This window comes from Acidovorax sp. SUPP3434 (genome assembly GCF_030159015.1).
Classification (GTDB): Bacteria; Pseudomonadota; Gammaproteobacteria; order Burkholderiales; family Burkholderiaceae_C; genus Paracidovorax.
Genome location: NZ_BQXL01000009.1, coordinates 164,907 through 182,375 on the forward strand (window position 1 = coordinate 164,907; position 17,469 = coordinate 182,375).

Below are 17,469 nucleotides of genomic sequence, written 5' to 3' on the forward strand. Positions count from 1 at the left end.
GATGGTAGGGCCGGCCCGCGGCGCCATCGGCATGCCCGTGTCAGGCCATGACAGGGCTGGCGCAGCGGTCATGGTTTGTCATCACTTGGAATGCGCGCGCCATCGTTTTGGAACGGTGGCGCGGCACAGTGGCGGCGAGGGCGCAGCGATCCGCGCACGGCGCCCCACCCAACCGCCACTGCCCTCCCAGGAGTCCGATGCCATGACCGCCCACGCCCCCGCCCATACCGCCACCCACTCGCCGTCCCACCGCCTTGCGCCCCTTGGGCTGCGCCACCCGCTCGTGGCCGCGCTGCTGCTGGCCGGCGCCGCATGGGCCTTGCCGGCGCAGGCCCAGGGGCCCTGGCAGGGGCGCTGGGCCGGGGGCGGGGGCCTGAAGACCGTCGGGTGGCTGGGAGAGCAGAGCCCCCGCAGCATTTCGCGGCTGCCCGAAGGCGTGCAGCGCCTCTTCGACGTGCCCTACGGCCGCGACCCGCTGCAACGCATGGACGTGTACCTGCCGCCCGCCTCCGCGCGGCCGGCCGCCGGGCCACGGGCGCCGATCCTCTTCATGGTCCACGGCGGCGCGTGGCGCACGGGCGACAAGGCCATGGAGCGCGTGGTGCAGGAGAAGGTGGCGCGCTGGGTGCCGCTCGGTTTCGTGCTGGTGTCGGTCAACTACCGGCTGCTGCCGGACACGGGCGTGGCGCTGCAGGCGCACGACGTGGCCACGGCCCTCGCCACGGTCCAGCAGCGGGCGGCGCAGTGGGGGGCCGACGGCACCCGGACCGTGCTCATGGGCCATTCGGCGGGCGCGCACCTGGTGGCGCTGCTGAACGCCCAGCCGGCGCTGGCGCAGCGCGCGGGCGCGGTGCCCTGGCTGGGCGCGGTGTCGCTGGACAGCGCGGTGCTGGACCTGCCCGCCCTCATGGGGGCGCCCCACGCCGCGCTCTACGACGAGGCCTTCGGCGACGACCCGGCCTATTGGGCAACGCTGTCGCCCTACGACCAGCTGGTGCCGGGCGCGGCGCCGTTCCAGTTCGTGTGCTCGACCGTGCGCCCGGACCACCCGTGCCAGCAGGCCGTGCACATGGCCCGCCGCGTGCGCGAGGCCGGCAGCCGCGCCGAGGTGCTGCCGCAGGCGCTCTCGCATGGCGACATCAACGGCACCCTGGGCCTGGACAGCGACTACACGCGGGCCGTGGAAGCGTTCATGGCCTCGCTCGACGGCGAAGTGGCGCGGCGGCTGGGGCGCTGACGGCGCGGCCGGGCGCCGGCCGGGCATGGCGGCCGAGGAAGCGGACCGGCGCGCCCCGCTGCGGGCGGTAACAACCGGACACAGACCGGATGTAACAGCTGCATCGGCCTGTCATCGGAATGGGCGGGCGCGCCGTTCCCAAAAATTCCTGCCCCTCCTCGCGCGCCGCCGTCGCCCCGACGCCCCGGCGATGCCCGTGTCCCCATCCGCCACGCTCCCGTTTGCCCGGGACAGACGCCCATGATGCTGACCCCCGCGGCACCCGCCCTCGGCGCCGACCACCCTGCGCCCCACTCGCCAGGCCCATCGCCGGCCCCGCAGCCCACCCCGCCCCTCGCCCCCTCGCTGCCTTCCAGCACCCCGGCCGCCGGCGCCGCCGCGCTGGCGGCCGCCCTGCTGGCCGCCTGCGGCGGCGGCGGGGGTGGCAGCGAAGACAGCGGCACCAGCCCGCCGCCTGCCACAGGCACCCCCGCCCCCAGCCCGGCGCCCTCGGGCGGCGGCACGGGGGCCGTGAACGCCCCGGCCACCGACGAGGAGGCCGCGCGGTTTCTGCTGCAGGCGCAGTTCTCGGCCACCGACGAATCCATCGCCGAGGTGCGCAGCCAGGGCTACGCCGCCTGGCTGGCCAACCAGTTCGCCCAGCCCATCGGCACCACGGGCACCGACTGGCTCACCCAGCGCGGCTACGGCGTGGCCAATGCCGACACTCGCTTCTACAACGCGGCCTACCCGGCCGACTTCATGCTGTGGAACCAGCTGTTCACTGCGGGCGACGCGGTGCGCAAGCGCGTGGCGCTGGCCCTGTCGGAGATCATGGTGGTCTCGGTCAACGGCCTGGACCAGACCTGGAACGCCTTCCTGGCCGCCAGCTACTGGGACGTGCTCAACACGCATGCGCTCGGCAACTTCCGCGCGCTGCTGGAGGCCGTGACGCTGAACCCGGCCATGGGCGTGTACCTGAACACGCGCGGCAACCAGAAGGAAGACGCCCGCACCGGCCGTCAGCCCGACGAGAACTACGCCCGCGAGGTCATGCAGCTGTTCACGCTGGGCCTGTACCAGCTCAATGCCGACGGCACCGAGCAGCGCGACGGCAGCGGCAACCGGCTGGAGAGCTATACCGCCGCCGACGTAAGCAACCTGGCGCGCGTGTTCACCGGCTACGACTACGACCGCAGCCAGAACCAGCCCACCACCGTGGGCACCAGCACCGTGCCCAGCCCGCAACAGGCCCGGCTGCCGATGGTGCTCACCGCCAGCCGGCATTCCACGCTGGCCGCCACGTTCCTGGGCACCACCGTCGGGGCCGGCACGCCCGGCGAGGCGGCGCTCAAGACGGCGCTGGACACCCTCTTCAACCACCCCAACGTCGGCCCCTTCATCGGCCGCCAACTCATCCAGCGCCTGGTGACCAGCAACCCCAGCCCGGCCTACGTGGCGCGCGTGGCGGCGGCGTTCGCCAACAACGGCAGCGGCACCCGGGGCGACCTGCGCGCGGTGGTGGCCGCCGTGCTGCTCGATACCGAAGCGCGCAGCACCACGGGGCTGGCGAACCCGCAGTTCGGCCGCCTGCGCGAGCCCATGGTGCGCTTCGTGCAATGGGGCCGCACCTTCGGGCTGCGCTCCGCACAGGGCAGCTGGAAGATCGGCGACCTGAGCGACCCCGCCACGCGCCTGGGGCAAAGCCCGATGCGCGCGGGGTCGGTGTTCAACTTCTTTCGCCCCGGCTACGTGCCGCCCTCCACCGCCATGGCCGCCAACGGCCAGGTCGCGCCGGAGTTCCAGATCGTCAACGAAACCAGCGTGAGCGGCTACCTGAACTTCATGCAGAACGCCATCCGCAACGGCATCTTCGTGAACGCGCCCGACCTGCCGCAAAACGCCAGCAACGCGAGCAACGGCTTCGACATCGCCTGCACCTACGCCAACCTGCTGCCGCTGGTGGCCGACGCTACGGCCCTGGTGCGCAAGGCGGCGCTGCTGCTGTCGGCCGGCCAGGTGTCAGTCGCCACGCAGGGCCGCATCGCCGCCGCGCTGAACACCACGCCCGTCACGGCGAGCAGCACCACCGCCGTGCAGCTCAACCGCGTCGCCGCGGCCGTGCTGCTGGTGATGGCCAGCCCCGAATACCTCGTGCAGAAGTGACCGCCCCTGCCCCACGGACACGCCCACGGAACACGCCCATGCCCACGAACCCGTCCACCCCCTTCATCGACCCGGCCCGCCACACGCGCCGCGCCTTCCTGCGGCGCTCGGCCCAGCTGGCCGCCACCGGCACCGCGCTGCCGTTCGCCCTCAACCTCGCCGCTTTAGGCGAGGCCGCGGCGTTCGAAGCCAACGACTACAAGGCGCTGGTGTGCGTCTTCCTGTACGGTGGCAACGACTACGCCAACACCGTCGTGCCCTACGACAGCGCGCGCTACGCCCAGTACGCCACCATCCGAGGCGGCGGCGCGGACGGTGCCGCGGGCGGCATCGCGCTCGGGCGCAGTGCGCTGGGCGGCACCGTGCTGCAGCCGTCCAGCACCCTCTCGGGCGGCATGCAGTACGCGCTGCACCCCGCCATGACCGGCATGGCCGGCCTCTTCAACAGCGGGCGCGCGGCGGTGCAGCTCAACGTGGGTCCGCTGGTGGTGCCACTCACGCGGGCGCAGTACGCCAGCGCCGACCGCCGCACCTACCCGCTGCCCCCGAAGCTCTTTTCGCACAACGACCAGCAGTCGGTGTGGCAATCGCAGGGCGCCGAAGGCTCCACCGTGGGCTGGGGCGGCAACCTGGGCGACCTCGCCCTGTCGGCCAACACCAACTCGCTGTTCACCTGCATCTCGGCCAGCGGCAACGCGGTGTTCCTCTCGGGCGACCAGGCGCTGCAGTACCAGATCAGCACCAGCGGCGCCGTGCCCATCAACGGGGTCAAGAACAGCGTCTATGGATCGAGCGCCGTGCGCGGCGTGCTGAGCGAGCTGGTGCAGGCCGCGAGCGCCCACGCGATGGAGGCCGAATACGCGCGCGTGACGCAGCGCTCCATCGGCTCGGAAGGGCAGATCTCCGCCGCCCTGGCGGGCGCGGGCGTGTCCACCGCCTTCCCCACGGGCAATTCGCTCGCCGACCAGCTCAAGGTGGTGGCGCGGCTGATCGCGGCGCGCGGCGCGCTGGGCACGCGGCGGCAGGTGTTCTTCGTGTCGATGGGCGGGTTCGACCTGCACGACAACCTGGTCTCGGGCCAGGCCGTGCTGATGGACCGCGTGAGCAGCGCCATGACCGCGTTCTACAACGCCACCGTGGAGCTGGGCGTGGCCGACAAGGTAACCGCCTTCACCGCATCGGACTTCGGGCGCACGCTCACCTCCAACGGCGACGGCTCCGACCACGGCTGGGGCAGCCACCACTTCGTGGTCGGCGGCGCCGTGCGCGGCGCGGCCTTCTACGGCACGCCGCCACCCATCAGCGTGGGCAACGGCAGCGGCAGCGAAGACCAGTGGCACGTGGGCCAGGGCCGCCTGCTGCCCAGCACCGCCGTGGACCAGTACGCGGCCACGATGGCGCGGTGGTTCGGGGTGGCGAATACGGAGATGGCGGGGGTGTTGCCACGCATCGCCAACTTCGGCGGAACACAATATCCAGTCGATCTCGGCTTCATGGGTTGATCATCCTTGAGCAGGGGGGATGCCTGCGCAGGCACGAAGGCCACTTTCAGTTCGGCTCGTTGGATGTTTTTTCGTCCGCACGCGATGCGCCTGCAGGTAAAAAACCTAGATTCTGGAAAATTCTTTTCAGGACGCTTTCATCATGTTCAAAGGTATCTTCAAGGGCGGAGGCTCTTCGTCTTCCGGTAGCTGGAATGCTTTGTCGTCAGGCCATCGAGCCGATACCGTCGAAGTGCATCAAAACGTCGCCAGTGGGGCACTGGGCCTGCCTGATGGCTATGCACACCGTACGGTATCCGTTCCATCCGAGGTCTTCGAGAATCTCAAGGCCGCAGGTCGAGCCAACCGAACAACGAGAGCAGTGCTTCATGCTGGCGCCTCCAACCAGGCATCGGACATTCGCGCCAGCGAGGGCGAAAGCTGGGCCCGCGATGCGATATCACGCAGGGACACTAGCCACTCGAAACTCAAACGAGCGCAGCAAGCGCAGGGGGGGAACTGCGCAGTATTTGCCTCTGTCGCTGGAGCGGCCTTGCATGCCGATGATGGCGTGACGGGGCCTCTGATGCGCCGCAGGCAGGTATTGCCCGGTGAGGGAAACCACGAGTTCCTTCTGATTGGAGACCCTCGCGAAGCCCGCTGGGGGAATCACCATACGGTCGTGGTCGATCCATGGCCAGGCCATCCCAGTGCCTCTACCCTCAATAACGCCGTGCTCCACGACTCCATAACAGGGGAGAGCTATTCGCTCGCCGAGCTAGCCCATGAAGCCCGCGAGGAAACTTGGACTGAGCGCGCGCCGTCCGGCAGCGATGCCCATCGCATGGAAGCAATCCAGCCGATGGACCAGGATAAGGTCAATAAACAATTACGCAAGATGCGGCTGCCGACTATCGGGCCGGAGTTGACTGCACACGCGCTCGCAGACACAACACTCAACAATCGCCTCTTCGATGTCCGGGTCGGCACGGACCCCAGCACCACTTATCAGAATGAAAGCAATGGCAGTGCCTGGACATTCGACGACATCACCGAAGACCTGCTCGCGCACCAGGCGCAGGGCCGTCGCAGGTAAGACCGGCTAACACGACGGGTCCACGAAGCGAGAACAGATGATGGCTGCGGCCAATGTGAGCAAGGCTTGATGAATTTCGAACCGCCTCTCGAATCGGATCCGCAGCTTTCCAAATCCAGCAACCCAAGCGTACTCACTCACGGCGCAAGCGCTTTATCAAGGCTTGGGAGGGCACCCACTGGGAAGCGGTGGGTCGCCACATTCCGAGGGAATGCCCTCAAACACCACTTCATTGCCTACATACACCTTGTTGGTAGCGACTGGTGGATCAAGGTGCCAGTCGAACTGCCCTCCACCTTGAAGGTCCACGACTTCACTTTCTCGCAACAGCGTTTTGGGCGAAACGCGATATAGCCGGACGACGAAAGGCATCCTGAAATCGTGGTGGACGATGCGCTGCAGGATCGATGCCCGATGGAACTCAAGGCGATAGATTTCATGAGGACTGTTGTAGCTGTACAGGAACGTAGGGGAAGTGGCGCGCCACCCCAGAACAACACAACCACCCAGCATCAGGCACCACACGACACACGGGATTTTTTTCAAAGGGCGCATCAAGGCTTGGGACAACTGACCAACGGTGACGCAGGTGTGCATTCCGCTGGGATTTTTTCAAACAAGACATCCCTGCCGACGCGCACTTCGTTCCGGTCCACCGAAGAATTCAGATACCACGTGATTTCGCCGTTCAGCCAGAGATCGACCACCTCGCTTTCACCCAGCAGCGTCTTGGGCTCGATTTTGTACAAGCGCACGACATAGGGCATCTTGAAATCGAGATGGGCGATTCTTTGCAAGGGAGATGCTTTATGGAACTCCAGGCGGTAAACGCGATATGGGCTGTTTTCGCTGTCGAAAAATGTGGGCGTCATGGCGTACCAAGCCATGACAAAGAGGGCCGTCACCGCCAAGCACCGGACGAAGCACGAGCCTCTATTGAAAACAGGTTTTTCACCATCTCTACAAGAGAAAATCATGGGTCCGGCATTGATCTGCTTCACTTCTTGGCAGGGCAATCTGGTGGCAAAGTAGGGTCCGTGCATTCGGAAGGAATGTTGTTGAAGAACACATCCCGCCCTACGTAAACTTTGTTAGTGGCTACCGGCGCATCCAAATGCCAACTGGTCTCGCCATTCATCCAGAGATCGACCACTTCGCTTTCACCGAGCAATGTCCTGGAATTAACCCGGTAAAGACGCACCACATAAGGCATCTTGTAGTCGTAATGGATGACACGCTGAACGATTGATGCCTTGTAGAACTCAAGGCGGTAAACGCGGTGAGGACTGTTCTCACTATCGAAAAAAGTGGGGGTCGCCGCGTACCAGACCAAAAAAATAATCGCATTCAGTGCAAGGCACCAAACGATACAAGGGACTTTACGAAGATCTGACAGTTTCATCACCATTCCAGCTTGATCGGAAAAGGAAGGCGCACACGATGCACGTCGGATAGGACGATGAAGTCGCCACCACGCCCATGCTTTGCGCGCCATTTGCGAAAGTCTTCGTTCTGCACAAGGTAAGTGTGACTACGCGCTTTGGTCTCGCTCTCATGTGCCCATCGCGGGCAGGCCGCGACGATGGCGCGCTGGTAGCAAATATGGAGAGGTTGGGTGTTGCCTGGGGAATCTCGGTGGGGCGGCGTATCCGGTGAGCATGGGGTTCTTGGAGTGGGGCCAACATCCAATGAATTCATCACCGCTGCGGCGCATGGCTTATTGCTGTTGCTCGCAGATGCGTAGGGGAGACGGCGGCGCGCACTCGGACCGAAGTTTGTCGAACCGCACGTCCTTCCCCACACGCACATGGTTGTCGTCTCCCGGCGAGTTAACGCTCCAGACGATGGCATCGTTGCGCCAAAGGTCGACCACCGGGCTGGTCCCCAACAACGCCTGAGAATCGGAATGGTAGAGACGGACTACAGAAGGCTTCTTTGAATCCAGGTGCTGCACACGCTGCCACCAGGATGCATCGTAGATTTCCAGTCGATAGGTATGCAGAGGACTGTTGTAGCGGTTGTAGAGCGCCGGCGTAGACAAGTACCACGCCAGAAACAGCGCAGCGTTCAACGCCAGGCACCAGACGATGCAAGGGATCTTGTTCCAGGCGAAGTGCTTCATCGTGATTTCGTTTCTGGCCGGTTCAGACAGCTCGGCGGCGGTGCCTGGGTGGGGCATTCAGAGGGTATGTTTTCGAACAGCACGCCATGGCCCGCATACACCTCATTGAAATCGAGCGGAGGAGCGGTATGCCAACTGATACTGCCATTTCCTGCGCTCATATCAACGACATGGCTTTCGGCCAGTAGCGCCCTGGGCTCCACCCTGTACAGCCGCACGATCGCAGGCATTCCGAACTCGTAGTGAATGATTCTCTGAAGAATCGAGGCGTTGTAAACATCCACGCGGTAGGTCATGTGCGGGCTGTTGTCGCTGTACAAAAAAGTCGGGGCATAGACATGCCACCCTACGAAGAGCAATGCGTTGATGGCCAGACACCACGCGATGCATGGCACTTTTTTCAAATCTTTCAAGGGCATCACCACTCCATGTGAATCGGAAAAGGAAGCTGCACACGGTGCACGTTCGAAAGGACGATGAAATCGCCACCCCTGCCGTGTAACGCACGCCAGCGACGAAAGTCCGTGTTCTGCACTAGGTAAGTGTGGCTTCGTACTTGAGCATCTGTCTCCTGAACCCATTGCTCGGAGATGGAGACGCCTGAACCCCACTGGAGTCGTTCGACGCCCCCGAAACCCCAGAAGCCCAGGGGCTGCGAAAGAAAGGAATTTTCGCCATCGTTGAAATCGTAGGCGTCTCGCAGATAGAAACCCAATTCGTCGATGGCAATCGAAGTTTTTCCAGTTCCTTTCGGCGTCACCATGCCTGATACGGCCACTTTCAGGGTGGCCTCGCCCATGGCCCCATAGAAATCGTCCAGAGGATCGCTGAGTCGGCCAAATCCCAGGTAATTCACTTGGCAGGTTTCGTCCAGGATTTTCGCGGGCTTTGACAGGTCGCCCAACCGCCACGCTTGCGTTCCCAGGCGACCCAAGCCTTGTTCCCTGACGATTTTTTTCAGTTGCACCACGCCAGCTGGAGTGGCCCACTGGGATTGCAGTTTTGCCATGGCGGCGTTCACCCTTGCGAAACCACGCGCCCAGGCCATGGAAACGGTGTTCTCATCCAATTGCGCCGCACTGAGAGTGCTAGGCCGGCTAACAGCCTCCCCCCGCTTCATCGGACCCGGCATCTTAAAAGGCGCCCCCCGAAACCACCGCTCCATCAACGCCGCCGCCACCGGCCACCCCATGCGCGAGCGCATCACGCCCGGGATGTCATCCAGTTGAAAGAGCCGCACCTTGGGCGGCAGTTTTTTCTCCAGTTGCGCACGCAGGCGCTCCTGGTCCACTTGGACCATGCCCTTGTTCATGGGACCTCCCCGTTCCGTCTTCAGTTGTTTTTAGAACCGCGGATTCTGGGGGTAAAAACCGGCGCACGGCGCAGTTCGGGGCAACTGATTTGCCACCGAAAGTAACGTAACTATCGATCAGCCCTGCGCTGTGGACGGCAGGTAGCGCGCCAGGTACCGCCCGGTGTGGCTGGCCGGGTTGGCGGCCAGGTCTTCGGGGGTGCCCTCGCCCACCACGGTGCCGCCGCCGGCGCCGCCCTCGGGGCCCATGTCGATGATCCAGTCCGCCGTCTTGATGACGTCCAGGTTGTGCTCGATCACGACGATGGTGTTGCCCGCGTCGCGCAGCTGGTGCAGCACCTTGAGCAGCAGGTCGATGTCGGCGAAGTGCAGGCCGGTGGTGGGCTCGTCCAGGATGTAGAGCGTGCGGCCGGTGTCGCGCTTGCTCAATTCCTGCGCGAGCTTCACGCGCTGGGCCTCGCCGCCCGAGAGCGTGGTGGCGGCCTGGCCCAGACGGATGTACGACAGGCCCACGTCCAGCAGCGTCTGCAGCTTGCGCGCGATGGTCGGCACGTCCTTGAAGAAGGCAAACGCGTCTTCCACCGTGAGGTCGAGGATCTGCGCGATGTTCTTGCCCTTCCACAGCACTTCGAGCGTTTCGCGGTTGTAGCGCTGGCCGTGGCAGATGTCGCAGGGCACGTACACGTCGGGCAGGAAGTGCATTTCCACCTTCACCACGCCGTCGCCCTGGCAGGCCTCGCAGCGGCCGCCGGCCACGTTGAAGGAAAAGCGCCCGGGCCCGTAGCCGCGTTCCTTGGCGGTGTTCACCTCGGCCATCAACTCGCGGATGGGCGTGAACAGGCCGGTGTAGGTGGCGGGGTTGCTGCGCGGCGTGCGGCCGATGGGGCTTTGGTCGACGTTGATGACCTTGTCGAAATACTCCATGCCCTCGATGGCCTCGTGCGGCGCGGGCTCGTCGTGCGCGCGGTAGAGCTGGCGCGCCACGGCGGCATACAGCGTGTCGTTGACGAGCGTGCTCTTGCCCGAGCCGGAGACGCCGGTCACGCAGGTGAGCAGGCCCACGGGGAACTCCACGCTCACGTTCTTCAAACTGTGGCCCGTGGCGCCGACCACGCGCAGGGCCTGCAGCCGGCCCTGGGTGGCGCGGTGCTCGGCCTGGCGCTCGGCGCGCGCCTCCGCGCGGCGCTTGCTGGCCTCGGTTTCAGGAAAGCGCGATTTACCCTTTTTGGCCGGCTCGGCGGCGGGGGGGGCGCCCTCCATCACGGGCAGCCACGGCGTGCGGCGCGCCGGCACGGGAATGCTCAGGGCGCCCGACAGGTACTGCCCGGTGAGCGAGTCGGGATGGTCGCGCACTTGGTCGTAGGTACCCTGCGCCATCACGCGCCCGCCGTGCACGCCGGCGCCGGGGCCCATGTCGATCACGTGGTCGGCGGCGCGCATCATGTCCTCGTCGTGCTCGACCACGATCACGCTGTTGCCGATGTCGCGCAGGTGCTGCAAGGTGGCGATCAGGCGGTCGTTGTCGCGCTGGTGCAGGCCGATGCTGGGCTCATCGAGCACGTACATCACGCCGGTCAGGCCCGAGCCGATCTGGCTGGCCAGGCGGATGCGCTGGGCCTCGCCGCCCGAGAGCGTCTCGGCGCTGCGGTCCAGGCTCAGGTAGTTCAGCCCCACGTCGTTGAGGAACGTGAGGCGCGTGCCGATCTCGCGCACCACCTTGTCGGCGATCTCGGCCTTGGCGCCGGTGAGCTTGAGCTGCGAGAACCAGGCGTGCGCGTCGGCCAGCGTGGCGTGGCTCACCTCGTAGATGGCACGGGCCTGTTCGCCCTCGCCCACCTTCACGTGGCGCGCCTCCAGCCGCAGCCGCGCGCCGTGGCATTCGGGGCAGGGCTGGGTGCTGCGGTAGCGCGCGAGTTCTTCGCGCACGACCACCGAATCGGTCTCGCGGTAGCGCCGCGCCATGTTGGGCAGGATGCCTTCGAAGGGGTGCTTCTTGACGATGGCCTTGCCCTTGTTGGCGCCGCTGTCCAGCACGTAGTTGAAGGCGATCTCCTCCTCGCCCGATCCGTACAGCACGGCCTGCTGCACCGGCGGGGGCAGCGATTCGTAGGGTGCCTCCACATCGAAGCGGTAGTGCCTGGCCAGGCTCTCCAGCATGGCGAAGTAGTAGCCGTTGCGCCGGTCCCAGCCCTTGATGGCGCCGCTGGCCAGGCTCAAGGACGGAAAGGCCACCACGCGCGCGGGATCGAACACCTCCTGCTGCCCGATGCCGTCGCAGGCCGGGCAGGCGCCCATGGGCGAGTTGAACGAGAACAGGCGCGGCTCCAGCTCGGCCAGCGAATAGCTGCACACGGGGCAGGCGAACTTGCTGGAGAACAAGTGCTCCTGCCCGCCATCCATCTCCAGCGCCAGCACGCGGCCGTTGCCCTCCACGCCGCCCACGCGCAGGGCGGCTTCGAAGCTTTCGGCCAGGCGCTGCTGCATCTCGGCGCGCACTTTCAGGCGGTCGATCACCACGTCCACGTCGTGCTTTTCGGTCTTCTTGAGCTGCGGCAGGCTTTCATATTCGTAGATGGTGCCGTCCACCCGAAAGCGCACGTAGCCCAGCGCCTGCATCTGCGCGAAGAGTTCGGTGAACTCGCCCTTCCTGTCGCGCGCGACCGGGGCCAGCACCATGAGGCGGGTGTCCTCGGGCAGGGCCAGCACGGCGTCCACCATCTGGCTCACCGTCTGGGCGGCCAGCGGCAGGCCGTGGTAGGGGCAGTACGGCGTGCCGGCGCGCGCGTACAGCAGGCGCAGGTAGTCGTGGATCTCGGTCACCGTGCCCACGGTGGAGCGCGGGTTGTGGCTGGTGGCCTTCTGCTCGATCGAGATGGCCGGCGACAGGCCCTCGATCAGGTCCACGTCGGGCTTGTCCAGCCGGCCCAGGAACTGCCGCGCATAGGCCGACAGGCTCTCCACATAGCGGCGCTGGCCCTCGGCATAGAGCGTGTCGAACGCCAGGCTGGACTTGCCCGAACCCGACAGCCCGGTGATCACCACCAGCTGGTTGCGCGGGATGTCCAGGTCGATGTTCTTGAGATTGTGCGTGCGCGCCCCGCGGATGCTGATGCGCGCCTGCTGCAGGGCGGCGCCCAGGTAGCGGCCGGCGGCCGGCGCCGCAGGGGCGTCGCCATCGTCGGCGGGCCGGGAGAAGGGGGAGTGGTTCACGGTGGGCGCGGCTCTGGGCGGGAAAACCCACCATGATAGGCCACGCCCCCGGCGCGGGCCGTCCGCAGGGCCACCCGGCCCCTGCTGCCGGGCGGGGGGCGGTCCGGCGGTGGTTCGGAAAAGCATTCGCTCCTGATTTGATAGCAAACAGGACAATGAATCCGCCGGCATGAAGGCCTTTTTGGCCTGCAACGGCGAAAACGGGTTCGCCAGGCCGTCAATGCCTGCGCGGTGGCGCCGGTTCCGGCCTGCGGGCGATGGGCGAGAATCGCGGCTTTGGCTTCAGGCCCTCAGCGCACCCACCGTGCCGGATTCCTCCACCCACCTTCCAGGCCCAGGCGCCACCGCCTCGCCCCCGTCCAACGCCACCGCCATGACGCCGCTGGAGCGCCGCTCCAGCCTCGCGCTGGCGCTGATCTTCGCGCTGCGCATGTTGGGGCTGTTCCTCGTGCTGCCCGTGTTCGCGCTCGAAGCGCGCAAATACCCGGGCGGCGACGATCCCGCGCTCGTCGGCCTGGCCATGGGCATCTACGGCCTCACGCAGGCGGTGCTGCAGCTGCCTCTGGGCATGGCGTCCGACCGCTTCGGGCGCAAGCGCGTGATCGTGCTGGGCCTGGCCGTGTTCGCCGCCGGCAGCCTGCTGGCGGCGCTGGCCGACTCGCTCACCGGGCTGCTGGCCGGCCGGGCGCTGCAGGGCGCGGGCGCAGTGTCGGCCGCCGTGACGGCGCTGCTGGCCGACCAGACGCGCGATGCCGTGCGCACCAAGGCCATGGCGCTGGTGGGCGGCAGCATCGGGCTGATGTTCGCCGTGGCGCTCGTCGCGGCCCCCGTGCTGGCTGCGCACATCGGCCTGGCGGGCCTGTTCGGGCTGACCTGCGCGCTGGCGCTGGGCGGCATCGCCGTGGTGCTGTGGGTGGTGCCGCCCGAGCCCGCGCGCCATGCCGACGCCCCGCGCGGGCGCCTGGCCGAGGTGTGGCGCCATGCCGACCTGCTGCGGCTGAACCTGGGCGTGTTCGTTCTCCACACGGTGCAGATGGCCATGTGGGTCGCCGTGCCCGCGCTGCTGGTGCAGGCGGGGCTGCCCAAGGCCGCGCATTGGCAGGTGTACCTGCCCGCCGTGGTGCTGTCGTTCGCCATGATGGGCGGGCTGTTCGCGCTGGAGCGGCGCGGCCGCCTGCGCGAATCGCTGCTGGCCGCCATCGGCCTGGTGCTGCTGGTGCAGCTGGGCCTGGGCGGCGTGGCCGCGGCCGGCGCCGTGCCCGCGCTGTGGGCGCTGGGGCTGCTGCTGTTCGTGTTCTTCTGCGGCTTCAACGCGCTGGAGGCCAGCCAGCCCAGCCTGGTCTCGCGCATGGCGCCGCCGCACCTGCGCGGCGCGGCCCTGGGCACCTACAACACGCTGCAGTCGCTGGGCCTGTTCGCCGGGGGGGCCCTGGGCGGCGCGCTGGCCAAGTGGGCCGGCACGCCGCAGCTCTTTGCCGTGACAGCGCTGCTGTGCGCGGTGTGGCTGGCCGCCAGCTGGGGCTTGCGGCCGGTGGGCCGGCAGGCGGGCGGCGCACCGGCGGGGCACTGAGCGCGCCTTCGCCGCCCGGCCTGTCCACCTTTTTTTCTTTTCAGCCCAGCCGCTGGCGCAGCCGCGCGACGGCGCTGTGCACGGTGGTGAACACCGGCAGCCCCGTGGCCGCCTCGCATGCGCCCCGGGCGCGCGCCATGCTGAATTGCGCGAGCGCGATGCGGCGGCAGCCCTGCGCCTGCAGCGCGCGCGCCTGTTCGGCGATGAGCCGGTCGTGCAGCGCCGCATCGCCCCGGTTCAGCGCGTCGAGCGCGCCGCCGGCCAGGGCCGTGCGCAGCGCCACGTGCGCGGGAAACTCCGGCGGCATCGAGGCCAGCGTGGGCGCGAAGGTGGCGATCAGGCCCACGGCCCCTTCGCCGGCGGCCTGCGCGATGTCGTCCACCATGGCCTCGTTGGGCTTGAGCACCGGCAGCCCCGCATGCCGGCGCGCCACCGCCTCGATGCACGGCCCGAAGGCCGAGCAGGTGAACAGCAGCGCGTGTGCGCCCGTGCCCACGGCGTAGTCCGCCAGCCGCTGGAACCGGTCGTGCATGGCCGCATCCAGCCCCGCACCCGAGCGCGCCAGGTCGGCCGAGAGGCTGTCGTCCAGCAGGTTCATGCGCAGCGCCTCGGGCCACTGCACCCCGAAGGCGGCGTTGATGGGCTCGACGGAATGCTGCAGGGCATGGATCAGCGCGATGCGCGGCGGTGCGGATGCGGATACGGGGGTGGGTGCGGTCATGGGAAGGGGGCTCAGATGCCCTTGGAGCTGGGGTTCTGGAACGCGTCGCGCGTTTCGGCATTCAGCGGGTAGCGGATGTTGATGTTCTTGGGCGGAATGGGCGACATGAACCAGCGCTGGTACAGCGCTTCCATTTCGCCGGACCGCATCATGGCACCGACCACCCGGTCCACCAGCGCCTTGAACGGCGGATCGTCCTTGCGGAACATGAGCGACTGGTTCTCGGTGCGCAGGCTCTCGCCCACAATGGCGAAATCCTGCGGCTGGCGCGCATTGGCGATCTGCCCCGCGAGCAGGATGTCGTCCAGCACGAAGGCGGCGGCGCGGCCGCTCTCCACCAGCAGGAAGGAGTCGGTGTGGTCCTTGCCCGACAGGTGCGTGATCTGCAGGGACTGGCCCTTGTCGGCCTCGCGCAGCAGCCGCAGCGAGGTCGTGCCCGCCGTGGTCACCACGGATTTGCCCTGCAGGTCCGCGATGCCGCGGATGCCGGAATCGGCCTTGACCAGCATGCGCACGTTGTAGCGAAAGATGTCGGGCGAGAAGGCCACCAGCTTTTGCCGCTCCACCAGGTTGGTGGTGGAGCCGCACTCGATGTCCACCGTGCCGTTCTGCACCAGCGGAATGCGGTTGGCCGAGGTGACGGCCTGGTACTTCACCTCGATGGCGGGCACCTTCAGTTCGGCCTTGACCGCCTCCACGATGCGGTGGCAGATGTCGATGCTGTAGCCCACGGGCCGCAGGTTGCCATCCAGGTACGAAAAGCCGAACGACGACTCGCGGTAGCCGAAGGTGATGGCACCGCTTTGCTGGATCTTGCCCAGGGTGCCGCCGGCCGCGGGCGCCTCCTGGGCGAAGGCCGCCGGGGCGGCGAAGGCCGCGCACGACAGAAAGGCGGCCAGGAGGCGGCGCGGGGACGAAAGGGACGGGGCGACGGGCATGGCAAAGGCTCCTTCAGGAACGAGGGATGGAACGGGAGGGAGAACGGAACGACGGGGGTGGAGGGTGCCGCTCAGGCCAGTGCGGCCGTGACCTGCCCGATGGCGTGCGCCAGCAGGTCGGCGATGGCCTGCAGGTCCTCGCCCGTGGCGATGTACGGCGGCGCGAGCAGCACGTGGTCGCCGCGCAGGCCGTCCACCGTGCCGCCGAACGGATAGCACAGCAGGCCCGCGTTCATCGCGGCCTTCTTGACGCGCGCGTGCAGCTGGAGCGCGGGGTCGAACGGGGCTTTCGTGGCGCGGTCGGCCACCAGCTCGATGCCCCAGAAGTAGCCCCGCCCGCGGATGTCGCCCACGTGGGGGTGGTCACTCAGCGCGCCGCGCAGCATGCGTTCGAACACCGGCGCATCGTCCTGCACTTTCTGCAGCAGGCCGTCGCGCGCGATCACCTGCTGCACCGCCAGCGCGGCGGCGCAGGCCACCGGGTGGCCCAGGTAGGTGTGGCCGTGCTGGAAGAATCCGCTGCCGCGCGACATGGCCTCGACCACACGCCCCTGCGCCAGCACCGCGCCGATGGGCTGGTAGCCGCCCCCCAGGCCCTTGGCCACGGTGATGAGGTCGGGCACCACGCCCTCCTGCTCGCAGGCGTGCAGGGTGCCGGTGCGTCCCATGCCGCACATCACTTCGTCCAGGATCAGCAGCACGCCGTAGCGGTCGCACACCGCGCGCACCGCCTGGAAGTAGCCCGGCACCGGCGTGAGCACGCCCGCCGTGGCGCCGCCCACCGTCTCGGCCACGAAAGCGATCACGCGGTCCGCGCCCTGCGCGAGGATGGCGGCCTCCAGCTCCGCCGCCAGCCGCTGGCCGTAGGCCCGCGGGGACTCGCCGTCGCGCATCTCGCGGTACGGGTAGCAGGGCGACACGTGCGTGGCCGGCACGAGCAGCGGCGCGAACGGCGCGCGCCGCCAGGCGTTGCCGCCCACCGCGAGCGCGCCCAGCGTGTTGCCGTGGTAGCTCTGTCGCCGCGCGATGAAGTGCGTGCGCTGGGGCTCGCCCCGCTCCACGAAATACTGCCGCGCCATCTTGAGCGCGGCCTCCACGGCCTCCGAGCCCCCGCTCACGAAATAGGCATGGCTCGTGCCCGCTGGCGCGCCGCGCACCAGCGTCTGCGCCAGCTCCTCCGCCACGTCGGTGGTGAAGAAGCTGGTGTGGGCGTACGCGATGCGGTCGATCTGCCGGTGCATGGCGGCGATCACGTCGGCATGGCCATGGCCGAGCGAGGAGACGGCGGCACCGCCGCTGGCATCCAGGTAGGTGCGGCCGCTGGCGTCGCGGACCACCATGCCCTGCGCGCCCGCGGCGACAGGGGGGGTCTGGTGGAGATGGCGGTGCAGGACGTGGGTCATGGCGGGGCAGGCGAGGTTCGGTGGCGGCGGGGCGGTCAACGGATCAAAAAATCCATTTCCCATTGATATGGAACAAATATACCAATGCCTGCGAAAATTGCAACATGCGTTTTTCTGATCGATCAAATGGAACACATGTTCCACCCCTCATCCTGCCCTTTCCTTCCTGCCCTTTCCTTCCTGCCCTTTCCTTCCTGCCCTTTCCTTCCTGCCCGTGCGCGCTTGCCCTACAGT

General features: G+C 67.4%; 15 protein-coding genes and 2 pseudogenes. 5 read left to right on the forward strand and 12 right to left on the reverse strand.

All coding sequences use genetic code 11. The annotated features are described in order from the left end of the window. Nucleotides 1-202 precede the first annotated feature (202 nt). The 4 genes from AVKW3434_RS15400 to AVKW3434_RS15415 all read left to right on the forward strand — a co-directional run bounded on the left by AVKW3434_RS15400 (nucleotide 203) and on the right by AVKW3434_RS15415 (nucleotide 5,959). Nucleotides 203-1,237, forward strand: a complete 1,035-nt coding sequence (locus AVKW3434_RS15400; protein ID WP_284406546.1) for an alpha/beta hydrolase — start codon at nucleotides 203-205, stop codon at nucleotides 1,235-1,237. 240 nt (nucleotides 1,238-1,477) lie between these two features. Continuing rightward, a complete protein-coding gene (locus AVKW3434_RS15405) occupies nucleotides 1,478-3,382 on the forward strand; it encodes a DUF1800 domain-containing protein (RefSeq protein ID WP_502869096.1) in 1,905 nt (634 codons plus the stop codon). Nucleotides 3,383-3,420: 38 nt separating this feature from the next. Continuing rightward, on the forward strand, nucleotides 3,421-4,884 hold the full coding sequence (locus AVKW3434_RS15410) for a DUF1501 domain-containing protein (RefSeq protein ID WP_284406547.1): 1,464 nt from the start codon (nucleotides 3,421-3,423) through the stop codon (nucleotides 4,882-4,884). A 142-nt stretch (nucleotides 4,885-5,026) separates the two neighbouring features. Continuing rightward, on the forward strand, nucleotides 5,027-5,959 hold the full coding sequence (locus tag AVKW3434_RS15415; protein ID WP_284406548.1) for a type III effector: 933 nt from the start codon (nucleotides 5,027-5,029) through the stop codon (nucleotides 5,957-5,959). A 6-nt stretch (nucleotides 5,960-5,965) separates the two neighbouring features. Here AVKW3434_RS15415 and AVKW3434_RS15420 read toward each other — a convergent pair. The 9 genes and pseudogenes from AVKW3434_RS15420 to uvrA all read right to left on the reverse strand — a co-directional run. Beyond that, nucleotides 5,966-6,091, reverse strand: a pseudogene (locus AVKW3434_RS15420) (IS5/IS1182 family transposase); the annotation flags it as partial. A gap of 24 nt (nucleotides 6,092-6,115) precedes the next feature. After that, complete coding sequence (locus AVKW3434_RS15425; protein ID WP_284406549.1) at nucleotides 6,116-6,556, reverse strand: hypothetical protein; 441 nt, start codon at nucleotides 6,554-6,556, stop codon at nucleotides 6,116-6,118. Beyond that, a complete protein-coding gene (locus AVKW3434_RS15430; protein ID WP_284406550.1) occupies nucleotides 6,514-6,831 on the reverse strand; it encodes a hypothetical protein in 318 nt (105 codons plus the stop codon). The genes AVKW3434_RS15425 and AVKW3434_RS15430 overlap by 43 nt, the downstream gene beginning before the upstream one ends. Before the next feature lie 125 nt (nucleotides 6,832-6,956). Next, nucleotides 6,957-7,361, reverse strand: a complete 405-nt coding sequence (locus tag AVKW3434_RS15435) for a hypothetical protein (protein ID WP_284406551.1) — start codon at nucleotides 7,359-7,361, stop codon at nucleotides 6,957-6,959. Further along, nucleotides 7,361-7,489: pseudogene (locus AVKW3434_RS15440) on the reverse strand (DUF6402 family protein); the annotation flags it as partial. The gene AVKW3434_RS15435 and the pseudogene AVKW3434_RS15440, both read right to left, overlap by 1 nt. Before the next feature lie 187 nt (nucleotides 7,490-7,676). Beyond that, entirely contained in the window at nucleotides 7,677-8,081 is a 405-nt protein-coding gene (locus tag AVKW3434_RS15445) for a hypothetical protein (RefSeq protein ID WP_272566437.1), read from the reverse strand. Next, complete coding sequence (locus tag AVKW3434_RS15450; protein WP_284406552.1) at nucleotides 8,078-8,500, reverse strand: hypothetical protein; 423 nt, start codon at nucleotides 8,498-8,500, stop codon at nucleotides 8,078-8,080. Before AVKW3434_RS15450 ends, AVKW3434_RS15445 begins: the two co-directional genes overlap by 4 nt. Beyond that, nucleotides 8,500-9,393 carry a DUF6402 family protein gene (locus AVKW3434_RS15455; protein ID WP_284406553.1) on the reverse strand — a complete coding sequence of 298 codons (894 nt, stop codon included), beginning with the start codon at nucleotides 9,391-9,393 and terminating at the stop codon, nucleotides 8,500-8,502. The genes AVKW3434_RS15450 and AVKW3434_RS15455 overlap by 1 nt, the downstream gene beginning before the upstream one ends. Nucleotides 9,394-9,510: 117 nt before the next feature. Continuing rightward, nucleotides 9,511-12,531 carry an excinuclease ABC subunit UvrA gene (gene uvrA, locus AVKW3434_RS15460; RefSeq protein WP_284406588.1) on the reverse strand — a complete coding sequence of 1,007 codons (3,021 nt, stop codon included), beginning with the start codon at nucleotides 12,529-12,531 and terminating at the stop codon, nucleotides 9,511-9,513. Nucleotides 12,532-12,976: 445 nt separating this feature from the next. Between uvrA and AVKW3434_RS15465 the strand changes: the two genes are divergently transcribed. Next, complete coding sequence (locus tag AVKW3434_RS15465) at nucleotides 12,977-14,173, forward strand: MFS transporter (protein WP_272569859.1); 1,197 nt, start codon at nucleotides 12,977-12,979, stop codon at nucleotides 14,171-14,173. 40 nt (nucleotides 14,174-14,213) lie between these two features. On the opposite strand, the gene AVKW3434_RS15470 is transcribed toward AVKW3434_RS15465, so the two are convergent. From AVKW3434_RS15470 to AVKW3434_RS15480, 3 genes are all read right to left on the reverse strand, one after another. Beyond that, nucleotides 14,214-14,894: an aspartate/glutamate racemase family protein gene (locus AVKW3434_RS15470; RefSeq protein WP_284406554.1), complete on the reverse strand. Its 681-nt coding sequence runs from the start codon at nucleotides 14,892-14,894 to the stop codon at nucleotides 14,214-14,216. Nucleotides 14,895-14,905: 11 nt separating this feature from the next. After that, nucleotides 14,906-15,832 (reverse strand): transporter substrate-binding domain-containing protein, encoded by a 927-nt coding sequence (locus AVKW3434_RS15475; protein ID WP_284406555.1) that lies wholly within the window; start codon nucleotides 15,830-15,832, stop codon nucleotides 14,906-14,908. A 71-nt stretch (nucleotides 15,833-15,903) separates the two neighbouring features. After that, nucleotides 15,904-17,235, reverse strand: a complete 1,332-nt coding sequence (locus AVKW3434_RS15480) for an aspartate aminotransferase family protein (RefSeq protein WP_284406556.1) — start codon at nucleotides 17,233-17,235, stop codon at nucleotides 15,904-15,906. Between the last annotated feature and the right edge of the window lie 234 nt (nucleotides 17,236-17,469).

Excerpts from the sequence above, each read along its gene's own strand:
- AVKW3434_RS15400 (WP_284406546.1), top strand. The coding sequence starts at position 203 with ATGACCGCCCACGCCCCCGCCCATACCGCCACCCACTCGCCGTCCCAC.
- AVKW3434_RS15405 (WP_502869096.1), top strand. The coding sequence starts at position 1,478 with ATGATGCTGACCCCCGCGGCACCCGCCCTCGGCGCCGACCACCCTGCG.
- AVKW3434_RS15410 (WP_284406547.1), top strand. The coding sequence starts at position 3,421 with ATGCCCACGAACCCGTCCACCCCCTTCATCGACCCGGCCCGCCACACG.
- AVKW3434_RS15415 (WP_284406548.1), top strand. The coding sequence starts at position 5,027 with ATGTTCAAAGGTATCTTCAAGGGCGGAGGCTCTTCGTCTTCCGGTAGC.
- AVKW3434_RS15425 (WP_284406549.1), bottom strand. The coding sequence starts at position 6,556 with ATGCACACCTGCGTCACCGTTGGTCAGTTGTCCCAAGCCTTGATGCGC.
- AVKW3434_RS15430 (WP_284406550.1), bottom strand. The coding sequence starts at position 6,831 with ATGACGCCCACATTTTTCGACAGCGAAAACAGCCCATATCGCGTTTAC.
- AVKW3434_RS15435 (WP_284406551.1), bottom strand. The coding sequence starts at position 7,361 with ATGAAACTGTCAGATCTTCGTAAAGTCCCTTGTATCGTTTGGTGCCTT.
- AVKW3434_RS15445 (WP_272566437.1), bottom strand. The coding sequence starts at position 8,081 with ATGAAGCACTTCGCCTGGAACAAGATCCCTTGCATCGTCTGGTGCCTG.
- AVKW3434_RS15450 (WP_284406552.1), bottom strand. The coding sequence starts at position 8,500 with ATGCCCTTGAAAGATTTGAAAAAAGTGCCATGCATCGCGTGGTGTCTG.
- AVKW3434_RS15455 (WP_284406553.1), bottom strand. The coding sequence starts at position 9,393 with ATGAACAAGGGCATGGTCCAAGTGGACCAGGAGCGCCTGCGTGCGCAA.
- AVKW3434_RS15465 (WP_272569859.1), top strand. The coding sequence starts at position 12,977 with ATGACGCCGCTGGAGCGCCGCTCCAGCCTCGCGCTGGCGCTGATCTTC.
- AVKW3434_RS15470 (WP_284406554.1), bottom strand. The coding sequence starts at position 14,894 with ATGACCGCACCCACCCCCGTATCCGCATCCGCACCGCCGCGCATCGCG.
- AVKW3434_RS15475 (WP_284406555.1), bottom strand. The coding sequence starts at position 15,832 with ATGCCCGTCGCCCCGTCCCTTTCGTCCCCGCGCCGCCTCCTGGCCGCC.
- AVKW3434_RS15480 (WP_284406556.1), bottom strand. The coding sequence starts at position 17,235 with ATGACCCACGTCCTGCACCGCCATCTCCACCAGACCCCCCCTGTCGCC.